The sequence below is a fragment of the Ningiella ruwaisensis genome (genome assembly GCF_004798935.1).
Taxonomy (GTDB): domain Bacteria; phylum Pseudomonadota; class Gammaproteobacteria; order Enterobacterales; family Alteromonadaceae; genus Glaciecola; species Glaciecola ruwaisensis.
In genome coordinates, this window is sequence record NZ_RAHT01000002.1 from 335,529 (window position 1) to 361,961 (window position 26,433).

A 26,433-nucleotide genomic window follows, 5' to 3' on the forward strand; every position below is an offset into this window, starting at 1 on the left:
AGTGGCAAAAATTCCTCAAACAACCAGTTTTCAAAATCATTTTTTAGTCGCCATGCCCGCGCTGGATGATGCTTATTTCTCGCGCTCGGTTACCTACATTCTTGAGCATAATGATCAGGGAGCAATGGGTATTGTTATTAATCAGCCCTCCACCATGACTTTTCGCGAGCTCATTAAACAGGCGGACGACAAGGCACTGGTAGATGACGATAAAAGTGAACAGATTGTGGTATGCGGTGGACCAGTGCATCAAGATAGAGGCTTTGTACTGCATTCAACACAGCCCGGCTGGAAATCGAGCCTGGAATTAAGTTCGGATATTATGTTAACCACCTCAAGAGACATTTTAAGCGTGCTCGGCAACGCCGAAGGCCCAAGCGATTCACTTGTTGCTTTAGGCTATGCGGGTTGGGAAGCGGGCCAACTTGAGCAAGAGATTGCTGATAATGCCTGGTTATTACTGGAAGCAGATACGGATATTCTTTTCCATACGCCTATTCACCGTAAATGGCAAGCTGCTGTCAATAAACTTGGCGTTGATGTGTGGCAACTTACTCAGCAATCCGGGCATGCATAAATCTGCACTTGCCTTTGATTTTGGCATGAAGAGCATTGGCGTTGCCTTAGGCCAGGTTGTCACGCATACAGCCTCTCCCCTGCCAGCGCTTAAAGCGAAAGATGGCATTCCAGATTGGCACACTATAGATAACCTGGTTAAAGACTGGCAACCAGATATTATCGTTGTTGGTCTCCCCCTTAATATGGACGGCAGCGAACAAGACATTACCAGCAATGCCAAAAAATTTGGACGAAGACTGGCGCATAAATATAATTTGCCGGTGCATTATCACGACGAGCGTTTAAGTACAGTTGAGGCCAAAGCCCGTTTATTTGAGCTTGGAGGCTTTAAAAAGCTGGGTAAAGAGAAAGTTGATAGCGTATCGGCATGTTTAATTTATGAAAGTTTTGTAAGTGCCTAGGTAGTCGTTTTAGATTGGTCGGGGCGCCTCGCATTTCCAGCAAATACGAAATTGCGGTTCGTTTACTTCGTGACAACAGCGACAGGCCCAATCTGATGCGGGAGCATCATGTGACTGAAGATCTGATTCAAACTCGCGCAATAGCTTAGTCGCTTTTGTTTCCCATTGGGCATCAATTAACCAGACTTCTGGCAAAGCCTCATGATGCGGAATCTCGCCGCTGGCGCCTTGAATAAATTCATTTTTGATGGTGCATGGAATACCCGCATCTTCCAATAGTTCGAATATTTGACGCACGCGAAACTGATCAAAATCCTTGTAAAATCGCTTCATCTGCTACCTGTATGCAAAGAAAAAAGGCTGACACCATTGTCAGCCCTTTAGGATAAAAACACAATGTAAAAGCAATTACACGCGCTTAGTCAAGGTCAATCGAGACATTACTCAAAGAGCCTAAGGGGCTTCCAAACGATTTGCTATCAAGTTTAATCATCAGACGAAGATCATTTGGCGAATCTGCATGATGCAAGGCTTGCTCTTCATTAATTTTACCTTGCTTGTACAAATCATATAGCGCCATATCGAAAGTCTGCATTCCCAACTCTCGGCCCTTCATCATGGCTTCTTTCAAAGCGCCCATTTCATTTCGCTGAATGAGATCTGAAACCAGAGGTGAATTTAGCAAAATCTCTATTGCCGCGACCCGGCCCTTGTTATCGATGGTAGGCACGAGCTGCTGAGCTACAATAGCACGAATGTTTTGCGATAAATCATAACGCAGCTTATCGTGCAGTTCCTTTGGTGCTAGGTGCATAATCCGCTCAATCGCCTGGTTAGCGTTATTAGCGTGAAGCGTTGCAACACATAAATGACCGGTATCGGCAAAGGACATGGCATATTCCATGGTTTCCATCGACCGGATTTCACCAATAAGAATCACATCAGGCGCTTGTCGCAAAGAGCTTTTGAGCGCATCGTCAAACGACAAAGTATCAATACCGACTTCCCGCTGGGTTACAATACAGTTACGGTGAGAGTGCAAAAACTCGATTGGATCTTCAATCGTCAGAATGTGTCCACGCGAATTCTCATTTCGGTGCCCTATCAATGCAGCCAGTGAGGTCGACTTACCTGTACCTGTGCCGCCCACAAACAACACCAGGCCTTTTTTTGCCATGATGATGTCGTTAAGTATCGGTGGAAGCCCTAAATTACTGGCTTTTGGAATTTCCATGACAATACGACGCACTACCATACCTGCCGCGTCTCGTTGCCAAAATGCGGAACATCTGAATCGACCTACATCAAATAATGAGACGGCAAAATTACATTCTTTTTCGTGTTTAAAGTCTTCTTTTTGCTCTTCGTTCATTGCCTGATGAACCAGTGAAAGCGCATCTTCTTTTGAGAGCTTTTGTTCAGCAATGGGTTGCAGTTGACCATTCACTTTGACACTCACTGGCATCCCGGCAGTAACAAAAAGGTCAGATGCGCCCATTGTCACCATTTTTTTTAAACATTCATCTAAGGTAATCATAACTTACGTCTCTGTTTTGCAATCGTTTTTAATTTATGGGGCATAGCTTAATGGTTTTTATCAATGGAGCGAGCCGCCGCATCTTGCTGCGTGATAATGCCCTGCGCGACTAACTTTTGTAAACACTGATCCATCGTTTGCATGCCATGTGCCTGACCGGTTTGGATTACCGAATACATTTGCGGTACTTTATCTTCACGGATCAAGTTACGAATGGCAGGAATACCCAGCATGATTTCATGCGCTGCCACACGGCCACCTCCAACCTTTTTAAGAAGCGTTTGCGATATAACAGCGCGCAATGACTCAGAAAGCATTGAGCGAATCATGGACTTTTCAGCAGCGGGGAACACGTCGATGATACGGTCGATGGTTTTAGGTGCCGAGTTTGTGTGTAGCGTACCAAAAACCAAGTGACCGGTTTCTGCCGCGGAAATGGCAAGTCGTATCGTTTCAAGGTCACGCAGCTCACCTACCAGTATTACATCGGGATCTTCACGAAGTGCGCTTCTAAGTGCATTATTAAAACTGTGTGTATCGCGGTGTACCTCTCGCTGATTCAATACGCTTAATTTGTTGTTATGCACAAATTCAATGGGGTCTTCAATGGTGAGAATATGCTCGCGTTTGTGTGTGTTAATATAATCAATCATCGCCGCCAGAGTGGTACTTTTACCCGAGCCAGTTGCACCTGTAACAAGAATAATGCCGGTTGGCTGATTGATGATTTTTTTGAAGATCTCAGGCGCACCTAACTCATCAAGGGTGAGTACTTTACTTGGGATGGTTCTTAGAACAGCTGCCGCACCTCTGTTCTGATTAAAGGCGTTGACACGGAAACGTGAGAGTTCTGGAATTTCGAATGAAAAGTCCACTTCCAGGTTTTCTTCGTATTCTTTACGCTGACGGTCATTCATGATGTCGTAAATCAGGCTGTGTACAGCTTTATGATCTAAAGAATCTATGTTTAAACGACGCATTTCGCCATCAACACGGATAATCGGGGGAAGCCCTGATGTAAGGTGCAAATCAGATGCACCATTTTGTACACTAAAAGCGAGTAATTCGTTAATATCCAAAACTATTTCTCCAAGGAACAAGAGGCATTCTAGTTTACAATGACAGCATCATCTGCCCCCATTGCTGAAAATTTATCCAGGATCCGCGCGCAAATGCAGCAAGCAGCTGTGTCATGCGGTCGCAATCCTAACGATATTCATTTACTGGCGGTAAGTAAAACCAAACCGGTATCCGATATCTTGCAAGCGTATGAAAACGGACAACGCCATTTTGGTGAAAATTACGTGCAAGAAGGGCTGGAAAAAATTCAGGCCCTCAGCCAGTTTTCTGATATCGTTTGGCACTATATCGGCCCCTTGCAATCAAACAAGAGTAAAATTATTGCTGAAAACTTTGATTGGATGCATTCGCTAGACAGAATTAAAATTGCAAAACGCCTCAACGATCAGCGGCCAAGCGAGCTTGCCCCCCTTAACGTGTGCATCCAAATAAACATTGATGATGAAAGCAGTAAATCGGGCATTCAGGCAAGCGAAACCAAAGATTTTTTAGAACAGATGCGTGAGTTTTCCCGACTTTCGTGTAGAGGTTTAATGACGATCCCCTCTGCCACAAAAGATATTAATCAACAACGTGCATCCTTCGAGAGGATGCAGTCGCTTTTTGTTAAATGTCAGGAAGACTTTAAGCAAATTTATCCGGATTTTGATACGCTTTCAATGGGAATGAGCGCAGACATGGCACTTGCAATTGAGTATTCAAGCACCATGCTAAGAGTTGGAACGGGTGTTTTCGGTTCCAGAACTTAAACAACGCTTTATTAGCAGAGCTTATTAGCAAATACGTTTTCTCAAACACTAAGGAGTCTCATGACAGTAAAAAATATCAGCTTTATCGGCGCAGGCAATATGACCCAATCTATTGTTGAAGGCCTTGTGGCAAAAGGCTATCCACCCGAAAATATTATGGCAAGTAATCCAAGCTTTCCGAAATTGGATAATTTGCAAAAGAAGCTGAATATTCGCGTGAGTCAAAGCAACACAGAGGCCATTGATTTTGCAGAGGTTGTTGTTCTGTCAGTTAAACCACTGTTAATGAGTAAGGTCTGCGAGGATTTTTTAAAAGACTGCGATTTAAGCAATAAATTAGTGATTTCAATTGCAGCTGGTATCCCCTGCAAACGTTTAATTGAAATGCTAGGTGGTCATAAACAGGTCATTCGCGTTATGCCAAATACGCCCTCTTCTCTTGGTGCTGGCATGAGTGGCATTTACGCGTCAGATGAAGTCAGTGAACAAGATGCCGAGTTTGCCTCATTTATGATGAAGCACGTAGGCGATACGCTGATTGTTGATAAAGAAAGTGATATTGATACTGTGATTGCAGCGGCCGGAAGTTCGCCTGCTTATTTCTTTTTAATTGCGCAATCAATGACTGAGGAAGCCATGCGCATGGGTTTAGCTGAAAAGGACGCACGAAAGCTGGTACAGCAAGCGATGCTGGGAAGCGCCCAAATGATTATTCAAAACCCGGATACTTCAATTGAAACATTGCGAACAAATGTAACATCAAAAGGTGGCACCACACACGAAGCGGTGACTACCTTGCAAAAACACGATATCGCCCACATACTCAGCGAAGCAATGCAAGCTGCTGTAGCGCGCGCTCAACAAATGGCAAAAGAATTTTAGTGGAATAAAAAAAGATGAATGCGATTGAATTTTTGGTACGGTTTGCCTTTGGCGCATATATTTCGATTATTTTGGTGAGAATGTGGTTGCAACTTGCTCGCGCCGATTTTTATAACCCGGCGAGCCAATTCGTTGTAAAGGCGACTCAACCTGTGGTTGGCCCGCTCAGGCGCTTTATTCCTGCGCTGGGGCAATTGGATACGGCTACTTTGCTATTTGCCTATGTGATGGCAGTGCTAAAAATTATCACCCTTAGTTTTATGATCACTGGCGGCATTCCCGGATTTTTAAGTTTGCTGGTACCGGGCGTAATTGTGCTCATTGGGCATATATTTGACGTAGTTTTTTATATTTTAATTATCAGAGCGATTTTGAGCTGGGTCAGTCAAGGCGGCAACCCTATTGAAATGGTAATGTATCAGCTAACAGAACCATTACTCGCTCCAATAAGGCGCATCATCCCTCCAATGGGAGGTTTGGATTTGTCTATATTGATTGCCATCTTAGCCATACAGTTTATTCGCATTTTGATCGGCGATTTGACGGGTATTCGTATCTAATAAGTCTGCTGGCGGGGTTTAAGATAAGGCAGGCAACTCGCTTGCGCATGATTGAAGGTAGCTGAATGCATTCACACATGCGCAAACAAACAAGGCATAAAGGAAAAAGCGATGCAAATTTTAAAACTGAACATGTTTAAAATATTCATATTGTTAAGCTTTGTAATAGTAAGTTCGGACTTGTTGGCAGAGCAAAAGAAAACCTTGGGCGACTGGGATGTGCACTACATCGCCTTTCCAAGCACTTTTTTAGAGCCTGAAGTTGCCAAGGCAAACAATATCACTCGTTCCAGTACACGGGCGGTAATTAATATATCCGTGCTTGACTCGAAGAGTAAAGCGGCCTTAGAAGTTGAGGTAAGTGGCAACGCAAGAAATTTGCTGGGTACAAATAAGCCCTTGGAATTCACAACTGTAAAAGAAGGCGATGCCATTTATCATCTGGCTACAGTGAATTTTGATGATAAAGAAGTGCTACGTTTTACTATTGATATGAAACAGGGCAATGTCTCTCAACAACTCAAGTTTCAACAAAAAATGTATGAAGATTAGTGTGAGCCAACTTTAACATCGAGTTGCTTTTGGAGGAGTGGGATAGCTATCTCGGTTGCAGAATTGCGCTTGTAATAGAGAGCCCGCTATCGGGGTTAAGAATTTGCGCGTGAAAGAGAAAGCCAGGTATCGGGGTTCAGAATTGCGCTGGGAAGAGGGGACTAGCTTATGTTCAGGACGCTGGCCCATCCATGGTCGCTTTACAATGGGCGTCCTGCCCATTGAAACCTGACCATAAGCTAGTCCCCTCTTCTTACTCGCTTATTCTAAACCCCGATAGCGGGCTTTCTCTTTTGCTCATTCTGAACCGAGATAGCACTCCCCTCTTCCAAGCGCAATTCTGCAACCCAAGAGCTGGCGCCCTCTTCTTCGCTTAATTTTAAAGAGAACTATACTTTTTCCAATGCATCTTTCTGCTGTTTTTCAAACGCTCTGGCGCGTTTTAATGCATCTCGACCCAAGACGCGCTCCGCATACGCCCTTACATTGTCGTAAGTTAAGTCTTGTTTAAAGCCCTGTGCCCACGAGAGCGTGTGGCCGGCAATGATATCAGCCATGGTGAAATCATCACCTGCAATAAAGGTGTTGTTACCGAGCATCTTGCTGAATACCTCCAGTGCTTTGCTAAATTCCCATTGACCGACTTCTATAGCCTGAGGGATTCGTTTATCTTCAGGGAAGGCAAATTTGTGTTTAGCCATTGTCCAAAGCGGCTGCTCTAATTCAGTAAGTACAAAGTACATGGCTTGCTCATAATATGCTCGCTCAGCACTGCCAACTTTGGGAATGAGCTTGCCGAATTTATCAGCTAAATAGGTCAAAATGGCACCAGATTCAACCAGTGTAATCTCGCCATCCTGAATGGCGGGTACTTTGCCGGTAGGTGCGACGGCTAAGTAGTCAGGACCGCGATGTTCACCTGCATATAAGTTCACAATCTTATAGTCGTAATCTATACCGAGCTCTTCACATGCCCAGGTTACTCTCACGCCTCTGGTGGCAGGATAACTAAAAATTTTAATCATTGTAAATCCTTTAAAATATAGCCATTTAAATCTTGAACAACGCCTGATACGAAGCTGACAAAGTTGCATGCCGCTAGGGAGATAGCAGGGGCCTGTGTTCAGGACGCTGGCCCATCCATGGTCGCTTTACAATGGGCGTCCTGCCCATTGAAACCTGACCACAGGCCCCTGCTCTGTCCTTTTTTGCTTATGCGATTTTGCTAGCTCCATACCAGACGTAATTTCATCAAAATTTAACGGTGGATTGTGTGAACGCTATTGTTCATTGCGCTTAAATACGTAATCTGTTTCAGTGCTTTCTGCATCGTCAAAATAATAGCCCGCGGTGTCGAATTCTTTTAATTGCGAAGCCTTGCTTAACTTATTTTCAATAATGTAACGGGCCATCAGGCCGCGGGCTTTTTTTGCATAAAAGCTGATGATTTTCAATTTGCCATTTTTTTCATCTTTAAAATGCGGTGTTATCACCATCGCGTCTAATTGCTTGGTTTTTACAGATGAAAAATATTCATTCGATGCCAAATTCACTAAAACGTTATCGCCCTGAGCCTTGATATCTTTGTTTAACAATTCGGTGATCTGCATGTCCCAAAAGTCATAAAGCGAATTGCCTTTATCGTTTTTAAGCTTCGTTCCCATTTCGAGTCGATAGGGCTGCATCAAATCCAATGGTCTTAAAATGCCGTAAAGGCCAGACAATATACGCAAGTGAGACTGTGCAAATTCAAGTGATTCCGCATCCAGGCTTGACGCTTGCAAGCCAGAATACACATCACCATTAAACGCAAACACGGCAGGGCGTGCATTCTCGTCGGTAAAAGGTGTGGTAAAGCTGTCAAAACGCTCAGCGTTTAACGTGGCTAACTTGTCGCTTATTTTCATTAGCGAAGACAGCTCAGCCGGTGATAGCTGCTTGCATTTTTTAACCAAGGCTTGGGTTTGCGTCATTAATCGCGGTTGTGTCGCGTCAACGCTGGGAATGTCGGATTGATAGTCTAAATTTTTAGCGGGAGATACAACTATTAACATGTGGGCTCATTCTCTGTAATTTTTGTTCTATATTTAGCTTTTGCTTACGAACGGGCAAACAAATGCGCTCAAACATGTACAAAAGTTTATCATATTTTCGCTCTTTAAGCGCGCTCACTTGAGAGGTCACGAGTCGTTTAATAGATACCTAAAACATCATCTTGAATTGGGTAACGAGCAGAGTAAATTTCAGATAACCATAGCGTGTTTATCTTTGTTAATGTCGCGTTGAGCTATACAAAATTCATGAACGAATTATGAAAAATCGCTTTATCGGTGCTAGTCTCTAGTCATTACCCCAACTAACTTGTTATGCTAGGTCACGCCCTAGTAAAATTACTACATCTTAATAACTAAAAGGAACATCATGGCCAATCAATTAGCTTATTTACGTTCAATGACAACGGTAGTTGCCGATACAGGCGATATCGATGCGATCAAAAAGTATGAGCCAGTAGATGCGACAACCAATCCATCTCTCTTGCTTAAAGCGGCCGACTTACCTCAATATGACAGTTTAATCAATGACGCCATTGCCTACGGTAAGAAAAATGGCGATTCTGAAGATGCACAGGTTGCCGCTGCTTGCGACCATCTCGCTGTAGCCATTGGTAAAGAAATTGTAGGCGTGATTCCAGGTCGAATTTCCACTGAAGTAGACGCAAGGCTGTCCTTTGACACGCAGGCAACAATTGATAAAGCGCACGAGCTTATCGCCTTATACGATAAGGCAGGCGTTGATAAGTCGCGCATTTTGATAAAAATTGCATCTACGTGGGAAGGAATAAAAGCCGCCGAGCAGCTTGAAAAAGAAGGGATCAACTGTAATCTGACCTTACTGTTCTCATTTGCGCAAGCCCGCGCATGTGCCGAAGCTGGTGTATTTTTAATATCACCTTTTGTAGGCCGTATTTTAGACTGGTATAAAGCAAATTCAACCGGCGAGAATTTTGAAGGTAAAAATGACCCTGGTGTGCAGTCAGTAACAAAAATTTATAACTACTACAAAGAGCATGGCTACAAAACAGTAGTAATGGGCGCAAGCTTTAGAAACACCGGCGAAATTGTGGCGCTTGCCGGTTGTGACCGACTTACCATCAGCCCAGCCTTGCTTGAAGAACTTGGCAACACCGAAGGTGAACTGGAAACCGTCCTTAAGGACACAGGTCAGTCAAAATCCGTAGATGCCAAACTTACAGAAGCGCAATTTAGATGGGATATGAATCAAGATCCAATGGCTACTGAAAAACTGGCTGAGGGTATTCGCAACTTTGCAGCAGACCAAGTGAAGCTGGAAACGCTAATCCAAGCGCGTTTTTAATAGTTATTTCAATGACTGATCACATTTAAACAGACTCAAGGAGCACTCATGCAAAAGCTTCGTAATGCACCCGCTTGGGGTGAACTCGATGCGCTCGCACCATTGATAAAACGCCACCATATGCGCGATTTATTCGAAAAGGACAAAGAGCGGGCGGAAAAGTATACCCTCAATGCTGCGGGAATTATGCTCGATTATTCGAAAAACCGCGTCACTCAGGAAGTGCTTGATAAACTTTTTGAACTTGCCAGGCAGCGCGAAGTAAAGCAGAAGATCATTGATATGTTTTCTGGACAGCCTATCAATAGCACTGAAAAACGCGCGGTTTTGCATATTGCATTGCGAAACTTTTCAGACAAACCTGTGTATGTTGATGGCGAAAATGTCATGCCAGACGTTATCAACACGCTCAAAAGTGTGCAGGTATTCACTGAAAAGGTGCATAGTGGCGAACATAAAGGCTACACTGGGAAAGCCATTGATACGGTTGTTAGTATCGGTATTGGGGGTTCGTTCCTGGGTCCTAAGATTGTAACTGAAACACTTAAACCGTATTGGGTTAAAGGGTTAAAGATTTATTTTGTAGCAAACGTGGATGGCTGTCATATTCAGGATGTGCTGAATCAGGTCGACGCTGAAACAACCCTCTTTGTTATGTCTTCCAAGTCATTCAGTACACAAGAAACGCTGCAAAATACGCTTACCGCCAAAGCCTGGTTTTTAGACCAAGGCCCTACTCAAAAAGATATTGCAAAACACTTCGTCGCGGTTTCATCTAATGTAAAAGCGGCAGTTGATTTTGGCATGGCCAAAGAAAATGTCTTCCCAATGGCAGATTGGGTAGGCGGACGCTATTCGCTTTGGTCTGCAATTGGTCTTCCTATTAGCCTTGCTGTTGGATACAACAACTTCAAAGGCTTGCTTGAGGGGGCTTACGAGATGGATTGCCATTTTCAGGATGCTCCCTTTGAAAAAAACATGCCCATCATTTTGGCGATGCTTGGCGTTTGGTACCGAAACTTTATTGGCGCTCAATCTCACGCACTGTTGCCGTACTATCATTATTTGCGCGGCTTTCCTGCATATGTTCAGCAACTGGATATGGAAAGCAACGGTAAATCGACCACGCTTGATGGTCGCACGGTTGATTACGGTACCGGACCAATAATATGGGGAAGCGAAGGCACCAATGGACAGCATTCTTTTTATCAATTAATCCATCAGAGTAACATGCCAATACCGGTGGATTTTTTATTTCCCCTTAAAGTACCGAACCAAAATGAAACGCACCATAATATGCTTGCGTCGAACTGTTTTGGACAGGCACAAGCACTAATGCAGGGCAAAACCTTTGAAGAATGTCTGGAAGACTTAAGTGATTCGTCTCTGCCAGAGGCTGAAAAACTTAAACTTGCTGCCCACAAAACCATGCCTGGCAACCATCCTAGCAATATGTTGCTCTTTGATGAGATGGATCCTAAAACCCTTGGCGCACTTATTGCTCTGTATGAACACAAGGTGTTGGTACAGGGATGCATTTGGGGTTTAAATTCGTTTGATCAATGGGGTGTAGAGTTAGGAAAAGTGCTCGGAAACGATGTATACGACATGATTGAGGGCGACATGAGCCTCGATAATGTTGATGCTTCCACTGCACAGCTCATTAAACATTTTGTTAACAAACAGTAAATTTATTGTATAAGATGGTCTGGCTTGAAGGTCAGACCACGCAAAGCCTCTCAGTGCATTCCAGACCAATAGAAAATGTGTGTCATATAAATTTAACAAAAGCTTAACCTAATTTATTCCACTTTTCTCACCTTTGTGGTAAAACTATAGCGTCTTTGTTGTGCGAATGGTTTTAATTGCCACTATTGCTAAAATACAGGTTTAAAGTAATGCCTTAATCGGTGCTTTTAATAAAACCTTGTAAAAAGACCACTAGGCGTTTGCTAAAGTATGCACTGCGCACAATACAAACGCCGACTTTCGAAGTAGCTGACAGGAGCATCCATCATGGATTCAGTAGAAATTCTTTCCGTAATCGACAGTGAAACGCGTCCCGCTAAAACCAAAGCCAAAAAGCGCAAGTGGCGCGAAATTGAAGCAATCAAGGAAAAATATCGTTTAAAGAAAGAGCTTAGTGAGATGGATGTAGGTCTTGAGCTAGAACTTGAACAACTCAGCAGATAAACCCGATACATTAAAACGCAATACATAAAAACGGTTGCTGACGTTGCGCTATTTTCTTGGGCTGGATATTGATGCCAAATCAAAATTAGCCATTGAGCAATGGCGCAATAAGGCGCTTCCACATTTTGTTGGCAGTGTACCTGCTGCCAACTTTCACATTACGCTTGTCTTTTTAGGACAGGTTCAGGCGCATCAGCTTGAAGATTTAACTGCGCGCATAGATGAAATCGCAAAACCAAAAATAGACTTGCACTTAGATTCGCTTGGCTATTGGTCTAAACCCAAAATATTGTTTTTAGGCGCAACTGCGACTTCTCAAGGACTTATCCAATTAGCCAATCAATTAGGTACGGCTGCAAATGGATCGGGCCTAAATGTGCGGCAAGGCATCTATATTCCTCATCTTACTTTAGTGAGAAAGGTAAAAGACAATCCACCCAATGCACTTATTAGCCCAAGCTTTCGGTGTCAGTTCTCACACATGCATTTATTTGAATCTGTTTCGACAAAAACCGGTGTGAGATACCCCATTCGCGCAACATGGATATTGAATGAGGGGAAGAACTAGGCACCTATTCACACTTGCCAATTAATCGCTTGCTTGCCTTGCTGGGCAAGAATAGCGTTAACTTGGCTAAAGTGTTTGCAACCCAAAAAGCCTCGGTGCGCTGAAAGTGGCGATGGGTGAGCCGCCTTCAGAATACTGTGTTTGCTTGTATCAATCAGACTTGCTTTTTTTTGTGCAGGCGCACCCCACAGTAGAAATACAAGGCCATCCAAAGCGTCACTGACTTTGGCAATTACGGTATCTGTAAATTGCTCCCATCCTTTATTCTTGTGGGAATGTGCTTGCGCGTCGCGCACCGTTAACACTGTATTTAGCAACAAAACGCCCTGCTCTGCCCATGCACTTAGCTCGCCGTGTTGAGGTATCTTAAAGTCAGGAATATCATTTGCTAACTCTTTATAGATATTGCGAAGCGAAGGCGGGATTTTGTTGCCCTTTAATACTGAAAAGCATAAGCCATGTGCTTGTTGAGGACCATGATACGGGTCTTGTCCAATAATGACGACTTTTACCTCATGAGCCTCACAAAACGTAAAGGCATTAAACACATCTTTCTCGGGAGGATAAATCACATAGCCCTCGGCGCGCTCATTTGCTACAAATTGCATCAACTGCCTGAAGTAATCCTTTTGTTTCTCAGCGCCAAGTAAATCAGACCACGTAGGTTTAGCAGGTGACAAGCTATCGGGCATACCAGCTTCTTCTTTTTTTGATACTAACAACGAACGATAAATTCATGTTTTAATCGCCAAGCGTTTCAAAAAGATACGATTTTAAGCTGGCATAGTCGGCGTCTATTTCACCTGCTAAAGATGCTTTACCAGCTACATCGACTAATGCTTTAGGCAGTTGGATCGGTTGACCAAGAACGTTTTCCACCGTTTCACGAAATTTGGCAGGGTGCGCGGTGCCTAAAAATATCCCGACTTCATTTGCCTGCAGGCTCTTTGTAAGCGCACGGTAACTAATTGCGGCATGCGGCTCAGACACATAGCCTAAAGTTTGCAACTTTCGCATAGCCACTTGCGTGTAATCTTCATCAATCGCTTCGCCGCTTAGCAGAGTTTTATCAAACAAGCCTTTTTCTATTAATGCCTCAATACGCGGCCAATTGTTGGGCTGACTTACATCCATCGCATTAGACATGGTGGCGATGGTAGCTTTTGGGGCCCATTCGCCTGTGACTAAATATCGCGGCACAGTATCGTTTAAGTTGGTTGCCGCTATAAAGCGTTTTATCGGTAAACCTAAAATCTTGGCGATAATTCCAGCGGTCAAATTACCAAAATTCCCGCTAGGGACGGCAAAAACAGCTTTTTGCCTATCGTCTTCAGGCAACTGAGCAACAGCTTCAAAGTAATAACACACCTGTGCTAGCAAACGGCTGATGTTAATACTGTTTGCAGAGTTTAAATGCATACCATCTCGCACTTGAGCATCATCAAATGCCGTTTTAACTAGCTGTTGGCAAGCATCAAAATCCCCATTCACAGCAAGCGTGTGAATGTTATCGCCAAGTGTTGTGAACAGTTTTTCCTGAAGCGGGCTTATCTTGCCTTTAGGGAAAAGTATAACAACGTCAATGTTTTCTATACCGTGAAAAGCATGCGCAACTGCTGCGCCAGTGTCTCCAGAGGTTGCGGTTAATATTGTGACTTTTTCGCCTTTACTGATATGCGACAGGCATTGCGCCATAAAGCGTCCGCCAAAATCCTTAAACGCAAGGGTTGGACCATGGAACAACTCAAGACAATAAATATTATCGGTCACCTTTACCAACGGCGCGTCAAAGTTAAAGGCTTGCGCAATCATTGAGTCGACAAGCTCCGACGCTAGTTCATCACCAATTAAGTGTTTAATAATGAGCTGGCTACGAGCAACCAGCGGCATTTCGAGTAATGCATCAATATTATCTATTGGCTGAATGTTTGTTGGAAAATAAAGGCCCTGATGTTTTCCCAGTCCTTTTTTTACCGCTTGTGCAAATGAGGCTTTATCACTCGCATCTTTTAAATTTTCTAATTCCACATTGATGTCCTTTACGCGGGCAAAATGCGTGTGCCCGCAGTATCTATCTTGCAAATATGGCTAAAGCCATCTTCATTTTGAATGTAATGTTCTTCTAACCAGGTTTGAATATGTTGCGCGTTTTCGTATTTATCTGCAACTGCAAAAACGGTTGGCCCGGATCCTGAAATTCCAAAAGCTAAAGCAGCTTGTTGCCCGGCATAGTCCCGTGCGGCATCAAAATTAGGTAACAGGGTTTTGCGATGCTGCTCGGCAATGACATCGTTCATGGTGGATGCTGCAAGCGCTCTGTCACCGCAATGCAAAGCATGCACAAATACCGCTAGCTGTCGACCAAATGCGAGTGTTGTCGAAAGGTCGTACTGTCGGGGGAGGATATTGCGAGCCGCAGCTGTCGACACCGACAGCCCTGAATAACACGCTACCCAATACCAATCATCAAATACAGGCAAGTGACTGCATACGGGGCGCTCTAAGCCCGTCATTAAGGTCATACCGCCAAGGTAGCTCGGTGCAACATTATCATAATGAATGCTGCCGCTGATCTGCCCTTCTAACTCACCCATCATTAGCAAAAGTGTGTCTTTGTCGAAAGGTTCACCTGCGTAAGCGTTAAGTGCGTAAAAGGCTGCTACAATGGAGGATGCGCTTGAGCCCAATCCACTGCCAATAGGAAGCGCTTTATGTAAGTGCATCGCCACAGATAACGGTGCTTTATTGTGGCTAATTAGCGCTTGCTGATAAAACTCATAACACTTGGTGACAATGTTATTTTGTGTGCCGGTTGGCAAACGCGAAGCAAATCGCCCATCTACGCTAAGTTCAAATGAATTGCTTGCGCGCACGTCAACCCAGTCACCCAATAGGCTCCCATCAAGCGGCGCTAGCGCTGCGCCCAGTAAATCAAAACCGAGGCTTACATTTCCAATCGATGCTGGTGCAAACGCTTTCACAGACATTAGCGATATTCCTGCTGAGTTGGCATGGTTCGCAGTAAATCTGCAAATACGCCAGCTGCGGTCACTGTTGCACCTGCACCATAACCTCGAATCACATAAGGGATGGGTTGATAGTAACGTGAATGAATCGCAAGGGCATTTTCACCATCTTTAACCGCAGCGAGGGGATGCGACAAGGGTACAGACTGAATACTCACTGTGCATTTGCCATTCTCAATAGCGCCGACATAACGCAATACTTCATTATTTTCTTTCGCCTGCTCAACGCGCTTTTGAATTTGCGCATCTAACGCCGGCAAATTCTTCATAAAGGTTTCAATATCACCGCTATCGTCAAAGTCAGGAGGCAATACAGATTCAATTTCGATGTCGCTTAACTCTAGTGCCATACCCGATTCGCGCGCCATAATCAGCAGTTTACGCGCAACGTCCATTCCACTTAAATCATCTCTTGGGTCAGGTTCAGTAAAACCGTTGTCTTTGGCTGTTTGCGTGGCTTGCGAGAGGGTTAATCCTTCTTCAAGTTTTCCAAACACAAAGGAAAGCGATCCGGAGAGTATGCCCTCAAACTTCTTAAGCTCATCCCCGGCAATAACCAGCTTTTGCAAGTTATCGATAACCGGTAAGCCCGCTCCTACGGTGGTTTCGTAAAGATATTGGCGGCTGTTATCAAGCGCAGTGCGATGTAGCGCCTGATAGCGCTCATAAGAGGACGTATTGGCTTTTTTATTGGGCGTTACCACATGAAAACCGGCTTCCATAAAGTCAAGGTACATATCGGCAATGGTTTGCGAACTGGTACAATCAACAATTACCGGATTAGTTAGGCTGTTAGTGGCAACAAAGTGGGTTAAACGCTCTAGACTCAGAGGCTCGCTGGTGTTTGCCAAGCGCTCTACCCAATCATTATTCACACCAATTCCGCTTGCATCAAGCAGGCAGCCCTTGCTGTTAGCAATACCGTATACGGTTAATTTAATATTTTTATCCAACAATATGTTTTGCTGTTGCGCGATTTGCGCTAACAGCTCCTTGCCCACCAGCCCGCATCCGATAAAAATCGCATCAATCGTGTTGAGATTGGCGAAAAAGTTCTGGTGAATGACTTTGACTGCTTTTTTTGCTTTGCTATTTTCAATGACGGTTGAAATAGAGCGTTCTGAACTGCCTTGTGCGATCGCCACGTTATTTACCCTTGCCTGTGCTAATGCATTAAAAAACTTTGCCGCCATACCCGTAGACTGGCGCATTCCGTCCCCAACTAAGGTCACAATGGCAAGGTTCTCTCGCATTTCGATAGGCTCCAGTAGCTGATTGCTGAGCTCAAGCGCAAAGTTCTCTTCAAGTAGCTCTAAGGCGCGCTGCGCATCTTTTTGCGCGACGCAAAAGCTAATGCTGTATTCCGAGGAGCTTTGCGTAATAAGTGAAATTGAGATATTTCCTTTGGAAATCACGTCAAATATGCGGCTTGCCATGCCTACCATGCCCTTCATTCCTGGACCTGACACATTAAACATTACAATGTTTTCAAGATGAGATATTCCCTTGACTGACGTCCATAGTTCGCTTTTCTCATTGCTGATCAAGGTACCGGGAGCGGCTGGATTGAGCGTGTTTCGAATTAAACAGGGAATACCAAATTGTGCAATTGGGCCAATGGTTTTCGGATGTAAGACTTTTGCGCCAAAATACGATAGCTCCATGGCTTCTTGATAGGTCAGTTTATCCAGTAGAACCGCGCCTTCTACCTGATTAGGATCGGCATTGTATACGCCGTCGACATCGGTCCATATTTCGCAGCAAGAAGCGTTTATGCAAGCAGCTAAAATAGCAGCAGAGTAATCAGACCCGTTTCGGCCAAGGGTGACTTTTTCACCATCTTCATTGGCTGCAACAAAACCTGGCATGATCAAAAATTGCTTACCAGAAACATCAACATCTGAAAATTTCGCTCGGCTAATATCTAACTCCGCAAGACTATCCAGATAGTCGCCCGAGGCCTGCACATACTTCACAGGATCAAGGATTTGATTGTTGATTTCGTGTGCATTGAGAATTTCGCTGAAAATGCGCACACTGACATATTCACCCATGCTTAAAATGCTGGCGGTAACTTGATCGGGGCAACTTCGAAGCAGTTTAATACCTTGTAATTGCTGAGAAAGTAAATCAAGTTTGTCACTGATAAATGCTGAAAGGTCTTGATAATTGAGATTTGGGAGGGTTTCGTTGAGTTCTGTTGCAATGCCGGTTAGCGTCATATTCAGTTTTGCAAGCAATTCGCCGTAGTCTTTCCCACTTTGCGCCTGCTCGCACAAAAGCGATAGCGCGTTAGTCACCCCTTTTGGAGCCGAAAGCACCACGGCCGCGCCTTCAGCATCGTGGGTGGCTTGACTAATTTCAAACACTCGCAGGTAACGAGCTGCATCAGCCAACGACGAACCACCAAACTTTAAGACCTTCATTCGAGACTCCTATCTCATACAATTTGTAAACAAAAAAGCCCGCTTAATGCGGGCTTTCGTTAACTATTTTACTGGCACAAGCTAACGACCGCCCTCAAAAAAGGTGGTAATGGTCATAATACGCATCATGTCGTTAGTTTTTAGAATTGTTTTCATAAAGTCAATTTGCCGTATAGACGTCTAAATGTCAACAGGACGACCAGATTATTTTGTTGTTTTACTAAAGCTCGTTGAAATCAATGCACACGCATTAAAATGTAAATTTTAATGCTTTTGCACAATCATCATCAATAATCTATACTGGTTTAGGTAGCAGGAGAAATATATGGAAGCGCTCTTAGAAAGAACTAATGTAAGTCGAACAGAAGTAGTTGCTAAAGCCTTATTCAATATTAAGGATGAGCTTGATTTATCCAATGATGTTGTCGGGCAAATAATTGGTGCAGACCCCGCGACTGTCTCGCGCATGCGCAAAAAAATGGATATGAAAGAAAACAAAGTCTTCGAGGCCAGCGTGTTGATGATACGTGTTTATCGTTCGCTATATACCATCTTAGGTGGTTCAACTGAAGCAATGCAGCATTGGTTGACCACAAATAATGTCGACTTCGACCAGCAAAAACCTCTAGATAAGATGAAAACGATAGTAGGTTTAGTGAATACAGTCGAATATCTCGATGCTATGCGAGGACACGCGTGATATCACTACCTTCTATTACGAGAGAGTGTAAAGGTCGTTTTCATCGAGTTGTAGAATCACAGGAAAGTGCCGCGACAATGCAAATTGTTGACACGCTTGAAGAGCAATCTTTGTTGGAAGATATTATCGAGTCATCAAAACCGCCCCTTGACAGTAAAGCAGATAGTTCAGACCGGCATTATTTACTAAAAACACCCTTTCGATACCCACCATTAAAATACGGGTCTCGCTTTGGTCGCCGATTCGAGCCCTCTCTTTTTTACGCGAGCCATACTATAAAAGGTGCGCTGTGCGAGTCTGCCTTTTACAGCTTCTATTTTATGAGTCGAAGCGAAACACCCTTTAAAGGCGTCATAACGAATAAAAAAACATCATTCGCTGTTGATATCAGCACCAAAAACTTTGTTGATTTGTGTTTAATTGAAGACCCTGAACTACAGCGAGGATTGCAGCATAAGTCTGATTACACTTGTTCGCAAAGAGTCGGAACCTATATGCGCAAAGAGGGCGTAGACGCTTTTTCCTATTATTCTGCTCGCGAGGAGGGGGATAAGCATGTTGGCATTTTTTATCTTGATATCATTACAGGATCGCCAGAAGATATGCGCCATTGGCAAATAAAGCAGACGCCTGAACGACTGCTGTATTATTGCGCTCATGATACTTCATTGAATTCGGAGTTTTCGATAGACACATTCCTTAGCGCGGGAACGCTTCCGCATCCATCGCAATAGCAGTGAACTGAAACCGCTATAGGAGATAGTTAAAGTTTAGGTATTAAAGACAGATTTACACACCCGATACACATCCACTTCAGTCTCTCCAAGTGGATCTGAGTGGATACGATGCTCTACAAAGCGCATGCCCAATTTTTTCATGATGCTAATCGAAGCGATATTATTTGTGTCAGCAATGGCAGTAAACTGAGTCACCTCCTGGCGCTGGACAAGCCTATCCATAATCCGCTTTGCCGCTTCATAGGCGTAGCCTTTGCCCCAATATTTACGAGTAAAGCGCCAGCCTAACTCTATGTCGTGAAAGTGAGGAGCCTGACTAAAAAAATACATTGGACGAGCGATAATCTCACCAATGCACTCATCAGTATCTTTTAGCGCCACTCGCCACATTCCATACCCCTTACCTACGTTGGTATAGGATCTAATGCGTGGTAAAAAAATCTGATGCAAATCTTCACGCGAAGTTATCTTGCCTCCGGTTAAATAGCGCATGACCTCTGGGTCTTGATCGATTTGCCAAATTTCCTCTATGTCTTTTTTTATGTTTTCGCTTTGCTTGTCTACATCATCTATTTCAAACAAGCGATAACTAAGGCGCTCAGATTGCATATGCGTTTCTCTTAGGTCTTTCTCAGCAGTCTACTTTACTGATTTTCGCGCTCATTGAGCAATTGTCTGTCGGGTTTAAAGTACTGCGTTCTATCAGGTGCATTGTCACCCCTTAACCATTTATCAGGAAACTCTGCGGCTTTTGAACCGTCTTTATTTCTTAGCACCGCACCTTGATTAAATTTTTCAGTATAGGGCACGCTGTGATTTCCATTTTTGTCTGCAAGCATATCAAAGAGCTTTTCCCGCATTTCTACTTTCACGCGCAGCAAATCTGGGTCTTCAATAAGATTATTCATTTCATTCGGGTCATTTTCCAAATCATATAGTTCTTCAGTGTCCCACACCCCATGATATTGAATCAGCTTATACTTGTCGGTGCGAAGCGCAAAGGTTGTTGGCGTATGAGGATAATTAAACTCCCAGTAATATTCATATAAAAAGGCGTCTCGCCACTGCTCGGGCTTTTTCCCTGCAACACTTTTAAATTCGGAATCGATGATGCTTACTAAGCTGTCACCTTCAAACTGCTCGGGCGATTTAGCGCCAGCAATGTCGAGCACTGTAGGACCAATATCAATTCCCAGCGCCATTTTCTCAATGCTTTGCTTTGGCGCTACTTTGGTGGGTGACCACATTAAAAGCGGCACGCGAATAGACTCTTCGTAGGCATTGCGCTTATCAATCAACCCATGTTCACCAAATAAAAAGCCGTTGTCGCCCATCAAAAAAACGGTGGTATTTTCCTTAAGTCCATTTTCATCCAAATACGCTAAAATTCGGCCTATGCTGTCATCAACTGCTGCAATTGCACGATAATACTGACGTTTATATTCTGCTACATCGAGGGTGCTGTGATAAGGGAAGTCCACTCCGTGCCAGCTATTACGCTGGTTTTTCACCCACATGGGTTTTCCGGCGTAATTCTCAGGCGTATCTGCCATGGAATCGGGAAGGGCTATTTCAACCTCTGCATATAGATTCTCATGGCGTGGTGCGGGTGAAAAGTCTGCATGTACTGCCTTGTGAGAAAGATACAAAAAGAAAGGCTTGTCTGCATCTGATGAAGTACTGCTATCGTTAAGATGCGCCTTTATCCATTCAAGGGAATAATCGGTTAACTCGTCGGTAATGTAGCCTATTTGTGGTACACGCTCTCCATTAATATTAAAGGTGTTCACATTGCCCTGTGCATCTTCAACCGGAAAATAATTACCCTGCCCGGGGAAGCTCAACCAATAATCGAAGCCCGGTTGAGGGTCGTCTGTGTAATGCGCATCTCCCCCTGTGCCGCCCATGTGCCACTTACCAACAAACGCGGTTTTATAACCCGCCTTTTGAAGGTATTCAGGAAAAAATCGAGAAGCCTCATCGGCAGATGAATTGTTATCTACTACTCCGTGATTATGCATATATTGACTGGTTAAAATAGACGCTCGACTTGGCGAACATAAAGAGGTGGTAACAAAGGCATTTTTAAAATGTACGCCCTGGTTTGCCAAGGTATTGATATTAGGCGTACTGACCTCCGGATTCATAAATCCCATTAAGTCATAGCGCTGGTCGTCTGTAAGAATAAATATGACGTTTTGCTTTTTATGCTGAGTGCTCTGTTCGTTTTGTTCAACGCTTGAGAAAGCGTTGCTCGCAAAACAAAGAACAACACTTGCAATGATTGTAAATAATACGCCTGAAATTAACCGCATGCTTTTACCTAATTCTGATGAATATTTGTTTGACGTTAATTCGGTTTTTAAGGTCGTGCAATACCGCTTCGTCACATGTCGTTAACGAAATTTACTATTTTCACAGATTTAACATCTATTTCATTGGAAATGTAATTAATATTTGTAACAGAAAAGTTAATTTTAAATATAGTGAAGGCTAAAAAGTAATGCTAGCGTGTTGTGATGGTTATTTGAATATTTACCTTTTCACTTTTTTACCTTGTCACTTTTTTAAGGAATCGCCATGTTGAAAACGCTGTTACAATTAATTTTTCTTACCATTTACCTATTTACACACGCTTTCGATTCCTCTGCACAGTCTCTTCCAGAGGATCTTCCTTACCCAGCTAGCCCGCTTGCCAAAAATGTGAAAATTCATCCTCGTACCGTATCGATCGGCCATGGCGACAACTGGGCAATCACCTGGGCAGATGATGGGCATCAATATTCATTTTTTACAGATGGGAAAGGCTTTGGTGTGCATCCAGAAGATGTCAGTATTTCACCTACGATGATAATCGGAACACCCCCTAACGTGACAGGTAAGGATATTCCATCAGAAAGCGGAACACTGCCCTTCCTGGAGGGTGGTAGCGACTCTGCAAAAGTGAGTGGATTAGTCATGATTGAGTCTGTGCTTTATGCATGGGTACGTAATCTTAACCTTCCGGATATGCCTAAAGGCACAGGCTCAGTATTAAAATATTCAAAGGATTACGCCAAAACCTGGACTTATGTTGACTGGAATTTTCCTCAGATTGGCTATCCGGTATGGATGAATGCAGGTCAAAATTATGCAGACGCACAAGACGATTATGCCTACTTTATATCGCCAAATGGTGAGAGTGCATATGCAGATTACGAAGGCATTATTTTAGGGCGCGTGCACAAAGATAAAATTCTGGAACAAGATGCCTATCGTTTTTTTGCAGGTCTGGATGCAAATGAACAAGCCATATGGGATGCATTTGAAAAGCGAAAACCCATATTTGAGCATGCAAGGGGCACTTTCAGACCCGAAATTGTATACAACCCCGGACTTAAAAAATACATGTTGTCCATTGCATCGCCCTATGGCGAGTGGATGTGGTGGGTAAATGATAATCCTGAGCGTCAGCCGCATATGGGTATTTTTGAAGCGGACAATCCCTGGGGCCCATGGAAAACCATTGTTTTGGAGGAAAATTGGGGCGCACCTGAAAATCGTTTTTCACCCCGCATTCCAGCTAAATGGATAAGCGAAGACGGTAAAAGTTTTTACTTGCTCTACTCATGCATACCTACCGGTCCGTATCGGTTTAATTTACAAAAAGTCACTCTGAACTAAAAAACGCGGTATGCTACAACCCAACACGCTTGAAATTTTTAAAAAACGGAATGCACAAGAACAGAAATGCGCGCTTAAATGCTCACTTAGGTGAGTTAAATGCCTGGGCGCTGGCTGCAAAAAACCTCAACGATATACAAGAAACGGCTGAGCGCATAAGGCGCTTTGCTCGTTCTCAGCGCTACGTTCACAACAATTTATTTCTATGGTTTTTTACCGTTTTAGGGAGCATTGTTTGTCTCCTTGGCTTTTGGCCACAATTTCATGTCAGTCCAGATACTCGATTGATTTTGAAGATTATTGGTGGTTTTACCGCACTTGGCTGCGCCTTTGGTATTTACTGGCGTTATGCGAAGGTTAAACAAGCTGGGGATAAGCTATACATACGCGCAGTGGCAATCGCTGCCGGCGTTACCCGCGATTATTCCTATGATCCAAAGGCGCTTTGGTACGAATTGAAAGATCGGTTTCATATGTTCAATGATGGCGACGAAGGCCAGAAAATCAGTACACGCTACACGGGTAATGATCAAGGCATTGACTTCGAACTGGTGGAGTTTCGCTATGTCGATGTAAGGCGTTACACCACAACTGATGGCAAAGGCAGAACCCGCACAAAAACGCAAAAAACCACCAAGTATAAATACGCAATGCTTGTGCAAATGTCTGAATTTAATTTCTTGAGTATTAACGTGCCTCGATTTTCGCAAGCCTGGGATTCTGCAAGTCACAGCTTTAATAGTAAATTTAAAGTACGCTGTGCAAGCGAGATAAAGGCCGCTAAATTCTTTGACCCAAAGGTCGTATTGGCGTTTACTGACCAATTTGCTTTCATAAAGTCATTAGACGTAACGCCAATGTCGCGAGTTTGCATTGAGCTTTCACATGAAGTTATGCCAACAAAGGTAAGTACACCCTCGCTTAGAGAGCCCGACACTTATCTTGCAAGGCTGGTCGCCCCCAGTAAGTTGGTATTGCTGGAACGAGCAAAAGCATTAATTCATTTTATTAATGAAAACAAATAGCGTTTAATAGGGCGCAAGCCTAAGTTGTTATTAACGAAAGCGCTATTAAAAACAAGGACAAAAAGGACAAGCTGTATGATCGTATTATCTGTTGTTGTTGTGTTGCTCATCATCGCAATCATCGTGCTTTATAATCAGATTATTGCCAATCAGAACCGGGCAAAACGCGCATGGTCTGATGTGATCACCTATGAAAAATTGAAACAGGATGTTATTCCCGACCTCACCAAAGTTGCCGAAGAATTTAAAGAGTTTGAAAGTGATTTTTTTGCGAAGGTCACTGCCTTGAGGGAGTCAATCGGGCAACTTGATGAAGATAAAATTGACGTTGACGCGCTTGCACAGGTAGAAGCCAGATCAAATGCCTTATTTTCTTCTTTTAAAGCGACCGCCGAAAATTATCCAGAATTGGGTTCAACAGATATCATTGAAAAGCTAATGGAAGAAATCAGCGATAAAAATGAAAATGTCGCTGCCGCGATCACTATATTTAACCGAGCCGTTGAGCACTTCAATAATTCCATCGAAATGGTGCCTTACAATCTCGTCAATGCATTTTTTGCTCGAAAACAAAAGCTGGATAACTTCAAACATGAAGGAGCAATGGACGGCTACAGTTATAAGCCTAACTTTTAGCGAGCAGATTGTGCTAGCCACGCAACCAGGCAATGTCACTCAAGAGCCACAAAAGCTTGCTTATCAGATATTAAGCGGCTTCGATAAGTCGTATCGACTCTACAGCAGGATTACCTCGGGTGCGCAAGAGCGCTTTGAAAATTGTCAGTGGCGTGCCTCAAGCATTGCTATAAAAGAACGGATTACCATTTATCATCAAAGCCTGTCTGAAATTGTGACTGAAATTTATCAGTCTATTCACCCGCAGCAACTCCCCGATACCTTCTGGCAACAGACCAAAGAGCATTACACAAAATTACTTAGCGACCATCCGCAGTTTGAGCTTGCGGAAACCTTTTATAACTCGGTCATCGGCCGAATTTATCGTCACGGGCGCATAGATAATAAAATCATGTTTGTTCTGCCATCACGGTGTTATTTGCCCGGGCAAGACAGACACAAAGTGGTAAACAGTTTTGATACCTCTGGCACTGTGCGTGCCATGTACGAGGCAATTTTTGATACCTATCGCTTTAAAGTCGACTACGATAACTTTGACCTGGATTTGGAAAATCTGGATCAAGCGCTCAGAAAGCGTTTAAATCGGGAACAGCTTGCATCTGTGCACACGGTTGAGGTATTGAAATCGGTTTTTTATCGAGGCAAGGCCGCGTATTTAGTGGGCAGAATTTGCATGCCTGATGAAACCCTGCCTTTTGTTATTGCGCTTCAAATGACCGACATGGGTACCTTGATGGTCGATGCGCTTTTAACAGAACGTGCGCACATGAGCGTCATTTTTGGTTTTGCACGCTCCTATTTTATGGCAGAAACACAGCATCCCGCTGAAGTTGTCGCCTTTTTGCAAGAGCTTTTGCCACACAAAAAGCATTTTGAGCTCTATACGTCTTTAGGTTTTTATAAACACGGAAAAACCGTTTTTTACCGAAATTTTCTGCAACATCTCGATAGTAGTGAGGATCATTTCGAACTGGCACCTGGCATTAAAGGCTTGGTAATGGCGGTGTTTCACCTGCCTTCCTACGGTGTCGTGTTTAAGGTCATTCGTGATGAATTTGCTGAAAGTAAAAAAATTACCCGTGAGCATGTTAAAGATCGCTATCGCTTGGTAAAAATGACCGACAGAGTTGGCCGAATGGCTGATACCCATGAATATGTTAATTTCAGCTTTCCTCGCGCGCGCTTTTCTCAAACCCTGCTGAGCCACTTGCTCCAAACCTGCGCAAGCAGTGTGATATTAAAAGAGGACGAGGTGATCATTAAACACCTATATTGCGAGCGGAAAATGACCCCGCTCAATTTATATTTACAGCAAGAAACAGATGAAGACAAACAGCGCGCGGCAATCAAAGATTTAGGTTTATGTATCAAGCAAATTGCCTATGCCAACATTTTCCCCGGCGATATGCTGCATAAGAACTTTGGTATTACTAAAACGGGGCGCGTCATTTTTTATGATTATGATGAAATTTGCTACATGAACGAACGCAATTTCAGAGAGTTACCACAATCAGACGACCCTTATGCCCTCGATACCCTTTCTGTTGCGCCTGACGATGTTTTTCCACAGCAGTTTGAGCACTTCATTGTGGGTAAAAAACACTTAAAAGATATGCTTAAGGAATACCACGGCGACCTGTTCACGCCTCAATATTGGCGTGAACTTCAAGCTATAGCTGCAAAAGGCATTATCCAGAACTTCACGCCCTACCCTGAACATATTCGTTTTCGTCGCCAGGTTTAA

The 26,433-nt window shown here is 43.6% G+C and carries 27 protein-coding genes; 16 read left to right on the forward strand and 11 right to left on the reverse strand.

The genetic code is table 11. The features are described 5' to 3' along the window. Positions 1-10: 10 nt before the first annotated feature. Both D6V41_RS04915 and ruvX read left to right on the forward strand, forming a co-directional pair. The gene (locus tag D6V41_RS04915; RefSeq protein ID WP_136250640.1) at positions 11-577 is read left to right on the forward strand and encodes a YqgE/AlgH family protein; all 567 of its coding nucleotides are present in this window, start codon (positions 11-13) and stop codon (positions 575-577) included. Next, positions 570-980 (forward strand): Holliday junction resolvase RuvX, encoded by a 411-nt coding sequence (gene ruvX / locus D6V41_RS04920; RefSeq protein WP_136250366.1) that lies wholly within the window; start codon positions 570-572, stop codon positions 978-980. The genes D6V41_RS04915 and ruvX overlap by 8 nt, the downstream gene beginning before the upstream one ends. Positions 981-989: 9 nt before the next feature. Here ruvX and D6V41_RS04925 read toward each other — a convergent pair whose 3' ends face one another. From D6V41_RS04925 to D6V41_RS04935, 3 genes are all read right to left on the reverse strand, one after another. After that, positions 990-1,313 (reverse strand): putative signal transducing protein, encoded by a 324-nt coding sequence (locus tag D6V41_RS04925; RefSeq protein WP_136250367.1) that lies wholly within the window; start codon positions 1,311-1,313, stop codon positions 990-992. An 85-nt stretch (positions 1,314-1,398) separates the two neighbouring features. After that, positions 1,399-2,517, reverse strand: a complete 1,119-nt coding sequence (locus D6V41_RS04930; RefSeq protein WP_136250368.1) for a PilT/PilU family type 4a pilus ATPase — start codon at positions 2,515-2,517, stop codon at positions 1,399-1,401. A gap of 47 nt (positions 2,518-2,564) precedes the next feature. Further along, positions 2,565-3,596, reverse strand: coding sequence for a type IV pilus twitching motility protein PilT (locus D6V41_RS04935; protein ID WP_136250369.1), 1,032 nt, complete (start codon positions 3,594-3,596; stop codon positions 2,565-2,567). Between the two features lie 39 nt (positions 3,597-3,635). Here D6V41_RS04935 and D6V41_RS04940 point away from each other — a divergent pair, with 39 nt between their 5' ends. The 4 genes from D6V41_RS04940 to D6V41_RS04955 all read left to right on the forward strand — a co-directional run bounded on the left by D6V41_RS04940 (position 3,636) and on the right by D6V41_RS04955 (position 6,340). After that, a complete protein-coding gene (locus D6V41_RS04940) occupies positions 3,636-4,346 on the forward strand; it encodes a YggS family pyridoxal phosphate-dependent enzyme (protein WP_136250370.1) in 711 nt (236 codons plus the stop codon). Positions 4,347-4,406: 60 nt separating this feature from the next. Further along, on the forward strand, positions 4,407-5,228 hold the full coding sequence (gene proC, locus D6V41_RS04945) for a pyrroline-5-carboxylate reductase (RefSeq protein WP_136250371.1): 822 nt from the start codon (positions 4,407-4,409) through the stop codon (positions 5,226-5,228). 14 nt (positions 5,229-5,242) lie between these two features. After that, on the forward strand, positions 5,243-5,788 hold the full coding sequence (locus D6V41_RS04950; protein ID WP_136250372.1) for a YggT family protein: 546 nt from the start codon (positions 5,243-5,245) through the stop codon (positions 5,786-5,788). 111 nt (positions 5,789-5,899) lie between these two features. Continuing rightward, positions 5,900-6,340, forward strand: coding sequence for a DUF4426 domain-containing protein (locus D6V41_RS04955; protein ID WP_136250373.1), 441 nt, complete (start codon positions 5,900-5,902; stop codon positions 6,338-6,340). Positions 6,341-6,729: 389 nt separating this feature from the next. Here D6V41_RS04955 and D6V41_RS04960 read toward each other — a convergent pair whose 3' ends face one another. Continuing rightward, complete coding sequence (locus D6V41_RS04960) at positions 6,730-7,365, reverse strand: glutathione S-transferase family protein (protein WP_136250374.1); 636 nt, start codon at positions 7,363-7,365, stop codon at positions 6,730-6,732. Positions 7,366-7,620: 255 nt separating this feature from the next. After that, on the reverse strand, positions 7,621-8,394 hold the full coding sequence (gene yaaA, locus D6V41_RS04965; RefSeq protein ID WP_136250375.1) for a peroxide stress protein YaaA: 774 nt from the start codon (positions 8,392-8,394) through the stop codon (positions 7,621-7,623). A 367-nt stretch (positions 8,395-8,761) separates the two neighbouring features. Between yaaA and tal the strand changes: the two genes are divergently transcribed. From tal to thpR, 4 genes are all read left to right on the forward strand, one after another. After that, positions 8,762-9,715, forward strand: a complete 954-nt coding sequence (gene tal, locus D6V41_RS04970; RefSeq protein ID WP_136250376.1) for a transaldolase — start codon at positions 8,762-8,764, stop codon at positions 9,713-9,715. A 48-nt stretch (positions 9,716-9,763) separates the two neighbouring features. Then, a complete protein-coding gene (pgi, locus tag D6V41_RS04975; RefSeq protein ID WP_136250377.1) occupies positions 9,764-11,404 on the forward strand; it encodes a glucose-6-phosphate isomerase in 1,641 nt (546 codons plus the stop codon). A gap of 327 nt (positions 11,405-11,731) precedes the next feature. Beyond that, positions 11,732-11,908: a DUF3545 family protein gene (locus tag D6V41_RS04980; RefSeq protein WP_136250378.1), complete on the forward strand. Its 177-nt coding sequence runs from the start codon at positions 11,732-11,734 to the stop codon at positions 11,906-11,908. Between the two features lie 43 nt (positions 11,909-11,951). Continuing rightward, positions 11,952-12,476, forward strand: a complete 525-nt coding sequence (gene thpR, locus D6V41_RS04985; RefSeq protein ID WP_136250379.1) for an RNA 2',3'-cyclic phosphodiesterase — start codon at positions 11,952-11,954, stop codon at positions 12,474-12,476. Positions 12,477-12,484: 8 nt separating this feature from the next. On the opposite strand, the gene ung is transcribed toward thpR, so the two are convergent. From ung to thrA, 4 genes are read right to left on the reverse strand one after another with little or no spacing between them, the layout of a single operon-like run. Next, complete coding sequence (gene ung, locus D6V41_RS04990; RefSeq protein ID WP_136250641.1) at positions 12,485-13,168, reverse strand: uracil-DNA glycosylase; 684 nt, start codon at positions 13,166-13,168, stop codon at positions 12,485-12,487. A 49-nt stretch (positions 13,169-13,217) separates the two neighbouring features. After that, positions 13,218-14,504: a threonine synthase gene (gene thrC / locus D6V41_RS04995; RefSeq protein ID WP_136250380.1), complete on the reverse strand. Its 1,287-nt coding sequence runs from the start codon at positions 14,502-14,504 to the stop codon at positions 13,218-13,220. Between the two features lie 11 nt (positions 14,505-14,515). Beyond that, complete coding sequence (gene thrB, locus D6V41_RS05000) at positions 14,516-15,463, reverse strand: homoserine kinase (RefSeq protein WP_136250381.1); 948 nt, start codon at positions 15,461-15,463, stop codon at positions 14,516-14,518. Beyond that, positions 15,463-17,928 (reverse strand): bifunctional aspartate kinase/homoserine dehydrogenase I, encoded by a 2,466-nt coding sequence (thrA, locus tag D6V41_RS05005; RefSeq protein ID WP_136250382.1) that lies wholly within the window; start codon positions 17,926-17,928, stop codon positions 15,463-15,465. Before thrA ends, thrB begins: the two co-directional genes overlap by 1 nt. Positions 17,929-18,253: 325 nt before the next feature. On the opposite strand from thrA, the gene D6V41_RS05010 reads away from it, so the two are divergent. Both D6V41_RS05010 and D6V41_RS05015 read left to right on the forward strand, forming a co-directional pair. Next, the gene (locus D6V41_RS05010) at positions 18,254-18,628 is read left to right on the forward strand and encodes an MbcA/ParS/Xre antitoxin family protein (RefSeq protein ID WP_136250383.1); all 375 of its coding nucleotides are present in this window, start codon (positions 18,254-18,256) and stop codon (positions 18,626-18,628) included. Positions 18,629-18,705: 77 nt separating this feature from the next. Continuing rightward, on the forward strand, positions 18,706-19,362 hold the full coding sequence (locus D6V41_RS05015; protein ID WP_136250384.1) for an RES family NAD+ phosphorylase: 657 nt from the start codon (positions 18,706-18,708) through the stop codon (positions 19,360-19,362). A 36-nt stretch (positions 19,363-19,398) separates the two neighbouring features. Here D6V41_RS05015 and D6V41_RS05020 read toward each other — a convergent pair whose 3' ends face one another. Next, positions 19,399-19,974: a GNAT family N-acetyltransferase gene (locus tag D6V41_RS05020; protein WP_136250385.1), complete on the reverse strand. Its 576-nt coding sequence runs from the start codon at positions 19,972-19,974 to the stop codon at positions 19,399-19,401. A 35-nt stretch (positions 19,975-20,009) separates the two neighbouring features. Continuing rightward, positions 20,010-21,680, reverse strand: a complete 1,671-nt coding sequence (locus D6V41_RS05025) for a sulfatase family protein (RefSeq protein ID WP_136250386.1) — start codon at positions 21,678-21,680, stop codon at positions 20,010-20,012. A gap of 265 nt (positions 21,681-21,945) precedes the next feature. Here D6V41_RS05025 and D6V41_RS05030 point away from each other — a divergent pair, with 265 nt between their 5' ends. The 4 genes from D6V41_RS05030 (at position 21,946) to aceK (ending at position 26,433) form a co-directional block, all read left to right on the forward strand. Next, the gene (locus D6V41_RS05030; RefSeq protein WP_136250387.1) at positions 21,946-23,028 is read left to right on the forward strand and encodes a DUF4185 domain-containing protein; all 1,083 of its coding nucleotides are present in this window, start codon (positions 21,946-21,948) and stop codon (positions 23,026-23,028) included. A gap of 50 nt (positions 23,029-23,078) precedes the next feature. Next, positions 23,079-24,053 (forward strand): hypothetical protein, encoded by a 975-nt coding sequence (locus D6V41_RS05035; RefSeq protein WP_136250388.1) that lies wholly within the window; start codon positions 23,079-23,081, stop codon positions 24,051-24,053. 75 nt (positions 24,054-24,128) lie between these two features. Continuing rightward, a complete protein-coding gene (locus D6V41_RS05040; RefSeq protein ID WP_136250389.1) occupies positions 24,129-24,689 on the forward strand; it encodes a LemA family protein in 561 nt (186 codons plus the stop codon). After that, entirely contained in the window at positions 24,646-26,433 is a 1,788-nt protein-coding gene (gene aceK / locus D6V41_RS05045; RefSeq protein ID WP_136250390.1) for a bifunctional isocitrate dehydrogenase kinase/phosphatase, read from the forward strand. The genes D6V41_RS05040 and aceK overlap by 44 nt, the downstream gene beginning before the upstream one ends.